Source organism: Phycisphaerae bacterium (assembly GCA_012729815.1).
Classification (GTDB): Bacteria; Planctomycetota; Phycisphaerae; order JAAYCJ01; family JAAYCJ01; genus JAAYCJ01.
Window position 1 is genome coordinate 1 of record JAAYCJ010000234.1, and the last position, 4,256, is coordinate 4,256.

General features: G+C 64.5%; 3 protein-coding genes. 2 read left to right on the forward strand and 1 reads right to left on the reverse strand.

The window, feature by feature from the left end:
• The first annotated feature begins 817 nt into the window (after positions 1-817).
• The gene (locus GXY33_15335) at positions 818-1,465 is read left to right on the forward strand and encodes a hypothetical protein (GenBank protein NLX06511.1); all 648 of its coding nucleotides are present in this window, start codon (positions 818-820) and stop codon (positions 1,463-1,465) included.
• A 52-nt stretch (positions 1,466-1,517) separates the two neighbouring features.
• Here the strand turns inward: GXY33_15335 and GXY33_15340 are convergent, their stop codons facing one another.
• Complete coding sequence (locus tag GXY33_15340) at positions 1,518-3,656, reverse strand: alpha-mannosidase (GenBank protein NLX06512.1); 2,139 nt, start codon at positions 3,654-3,656, stop codon at positions 1,518-1,520.
• Positions 3,657-3,836: 180 nt separating this feature from the next.
• Between GXY33_15340 and GXY33_15345 the strand changes: the two genes are divergently transcribed.
• Positions 3,837-4,256: hypothetical protein (locus tag GXY33_15345; protein ID NLX06513.1), on the forward strand; the 420-nt coding region annotated here is incomplete at its 3' end.

Here is a 4,256-nt window from a genome sequence, read left to right on the forward strand (position 1 = left end):
AACACGCGGAGGGCGGAAGGGGAGGGGTCGGAATCTCTTTCCCTTGTCCGCTGGCGGAGGGCTCTTCAGACGCGGCGTGTTTTGTTGTCTTGATTAGAACGGCAACGCTTCCGATCTCCCGCCGCCTTCGCAGCCTCCCGCCGCCCACATTCCTGGCCCGTTTCCTGCGCTTCTGTAGACATCCCTTTCGGCGTCTCTGCCTGCGTCTCCAGAACCGCCGATTTGCATCCCTGGCAATCCCGTGCTATCCTTATCCTGCGGGAACCATCCACTTCCCGCCCGCGCGTCGCCTCGCGCGACGTTTGATAACTCCATACCCGGTTGCCCTCTCTCCTTTCTCCCCGTTCGCTCCGCGGGAGCGAGGGGCCTGGCAAATCCTACAATTTGTACAAAACCCCCGCACGCCGCCCCGCCCGGTTCACCGCACTCCCGCAAAGAACCGCTCCCCGACAAATCGTACGTTCTGTACAAAACGTACATCCGGCTCCCGCCCGGTTTACCGGAGCTCCTGACCGCCAAATTCCCCGCCGGACAGGGGCGCGCAGATTTCACAAATTGTACAAAGCCCGCGCAACCATCGCTTGAACAACACCCTCCAACCGCGACCCCTGAATCCCGGACTGGTACGGATCGCGCGTTTTGTACAAAACGCACACCCCATCCGCCCCGATCGGCTGCTTCCCAATCCGCAAGTTCTCTCCGCGTGGTCCGCGTGCTCCGTGCCGGTCTTCTTGAGGGAGCAAGAGTGACGCCCACTTGTATGGAAGATGGCGGCAGGATACGATGTTGTGCCAACACGGTAGGAGCAAAGCAATCTATGTCATCGAGATCGAATGCGAATACGGTCATCGTCGGTTACGGCGACTCCATCACGCTGTCGATGGAGCAGTCGGCGGAGAAAAAATGGCTGACGCGGCTGGGCCGATCGCTGGCCGAGGCGCTGCCCGGACGAAACTTCACGATGGTCAACTCCGGCGTGGGCGGCGAGACGTCGCGCGAGGGGCTGGCGCGGATCGAGCCCGCCGTCCTGGCGCATCAGCCGGACGTCGTGCTCGTCGAGTTCGGCGGCAACGACGCCACGCACGATCCGGCCCGGCACGTGCCGGTGACCGAGTTCCAAGCCAATCTCGAGACGATGCGGGCGGCGATCGTCGATCGCGCCAAAGCCGAGATGGCCCTGCTGGTCTTCCCGCCGGTGATCGACGAGTGGCACTGCTGGAGCAACGAGGCGTTCTACAAGCCCTACGGCGGCCTGGACGGCTGCCTCGAGCAGTACCGCCAGGCGACGCGCGAATTCGCGCGGACGCACCGGCTGGTGCTGGCCGACATCGACCGCGCCCTGCGCGAAGCCGGCAAAAAGGACGGCAACGGCCGCTACATCAAGCCGGACGGCGTGCATCTGACCGACGACGGCAACCAGGTCGTCGCCGAAACGGTGCACCGCGCGCTGGTCGAAACGATCTGAAAACCCCTCCAAACCCGCGGCGGGCGGCCTCGAAGGCCATGCCGTCACCGCGTCATTCCGGATTGGACAAGGGTGAAGGCGGCGGCTGGCGGCCCCAATCGGCGGGCGTCTCGGACAGCTCGAACCGCAAAACCGCGCCGCCGACGATCTCGCCATGACGCAGCCACGCGCGGTCGAGCGGCCGGCCGTCGAGTGTGGCCGACGCGATGTAATGCCCCTTCGGACCCGCCTGCGGCGCCTCGATGACCAACTGCCTGCCGCTCTGACCGAGCTGCACCGTCGTCCGCGCAAACGCCGGTGCGGTCAGCAGCCACAGGTCCTGGCCCATCACCGGATAGAGGCCCATCGTCGAGCCCATGTAGAACGCGCTCTGACAGCCCATGTCCTCATTGTCCTTGATCCCGTCGCGGGTCGGCTCGAAATACCGCTCCAGCGCCCAGCGGACCCGCTCCGCCGTCTTGTCCGGCCGGCCCGCGTAGATATAGAGGTAAGGCACGTGCAGGATCGTCTCCTTCGAGTGGTAGTAGCCGCGCTCGAAGAACCCGTCCAGCCGCCGGACGAACGCCTCCGGCCCGCCGACGCGAGCGATCAGCCCGGCAAAGTCGTGATGAACGCTGAACGACCACTGCCAGCTTGTGCCCTCATAAAAGAACGGATCGTTCCACGAATCCGGCAGACACCCAGCCGGGTCGAACGGCCCGGCCCAACTCCCATCCGGCCGGCGCGGCGCAAAGAACCCCAACTCCTCGCGCCACAGGTTCCACACCTTCCGCGAACTGGCGTAGTACCGCTTGGCCACCTCGGCCTGGCCCAGGTGCTCAGCCAACCGGCCGATGCACCAGTCCTGATACGCGTACTCCAGGTGGCGCGACACGCAGCTTTTTCGCACGTCCGTCGAGACGTAGCCCAGATCGCGATAGTCCTTCAGGTGCCGGCCGTACAGCCACGGATCGGGCGACTCGACCTCGGCGTTCTTCCGCATCGCCCGCAACGCCTTCGCATAGTCGATCCCCTCGATGCCCTTGAGCGCCGCTTCGCACAGCAGAATGTCCGCTGAGCTGCCGCCCTGGATCTGGGCGCTGTGCCCAGCGATCCACGCGTCGGGCAGCCAGCCGATATGCTCCTGCACGTCCAGCAGGCAGTTCAGCATCGCCGCCTCGGTTTCCGGATCGAACAGCGAGATCAGCGAGTTGGCGTTGCGAACGCTGTCCCACAAACAGTAGTAATCGGTGAAATGCCGCACGCCCGATGTCCACGCCGGGTTCTCATCGTCGACGCCCAGGTCGCTGGGCATGGCGATCAGACGCGAAAACGACGTGTAAAACAGCGTCTTCTGCGACTCGCTTCCGCCCTCGACCGCGATCCGCGAAAGGGCCTGGTTCCAGGTATGGCGGGCGTCGGCGCGGACGGCGTCAAAAGTCTTGCCGGCGGTCTGGCGTTCGACGCTTCTCCGCGCGTTGGCGACGCTGACGTAAGAGACACCCACCTGGACGTTAAGCTCGCCGACGTCGCCGAATCCCGCCGCCACCTTGACGCCCGGTCCCTCAACCACCTTCTGGCCGGGCACGTACCGCGCCCCATTAGCCAGGATCCGCTCGCGGATCGGCCGATCGAACCGCGCGTAGAAGTAGACCGAGTACGGGAATGTATGGCCCCACCCGCCGCGGTAGTTGCCTCGGCCGACGATTTCGGTGTCGGAGATGAACTCGGCGAACCCGCCGATCGAATACGCCCACTCGCTGACCGGCATCCACTCCGGCGGCTGAATCACCGCCCCGACGTCCACCACCACACCCGACTCAACGCCACGCGGAAAGCGGTACCGGTGGACACCGACCCGCGGCGTGACGGTCAGTTCCACCTCGATCCCAGCCGGCGCCAGCCGCACCGCGTAGTAGCCGGCCCCGGCCCGCTCGTCCTGCCGCTCGTACGGATCGAAACCGATCCGCAGCGGACCGGTGATCGGCGTCATCAAAACGTTGCCGTAGCGACCGCCGCCGCCGGTTCCGCTGACGTGCGTGTGGCTAAACCCGACAATCGGCCGATTGCTGCGGTAACCGCTCGACGGCTGAGGATACACCACGTCCGGACCCAGGCGGACCAGGCTATAAGGCAGGTGCGGCCCGCACAGACAGTTGCCGCAGCCGTCGACTCCAATGAAAGGATCAACCCATTTCGCCAAATCGCTCATAACGAACCTGCCCGAATCGTGCGCTTCAAAACGTCGTCGTGACCGTCCGATCATTATGGCATCCGCTCCATCGAATGCAATCCCTTTGCCTCTCACCGCCTTGCGACACCCGAATGGATCGACCATTTTGCCCGGCTACAATTCCTCCAGAGAAGTCCGGGAATTGAAGGGGGACAAACCATGAACCGCACGCACAGGCTCAATCTGTTTGCGCTCGGCTGCGCGTTGACGATGCTGCTGGCCGGATGCCCGGGACCTACGCCCGATCCGAATGACCTCGATCCCAACGCCGTCGATCCCAACGCCACCGAACCGAACGTAGTGGAACCCAACGACGTCGAACCCAACGAAACCGATCCGAATGCCGTCGATCCCAACATCACCGATCCCAACGACGTCCAGCCGCCGCCCGACGCCAACGAACCGCCCGTCCTGCCCTTCGCCGCTGCGAGCCTCACCTTCGACGCCGACGGCGCACCCGTCATCGCCACCGCCAAGAGCGGCGTGTACCGCCTGCAAAACGGCGAGTACCAGATGTTCATCTCCAGCTACGATAACCACCTTTTTAGCGTCGACCGGATCCGCTTCGTCAACGGCCAC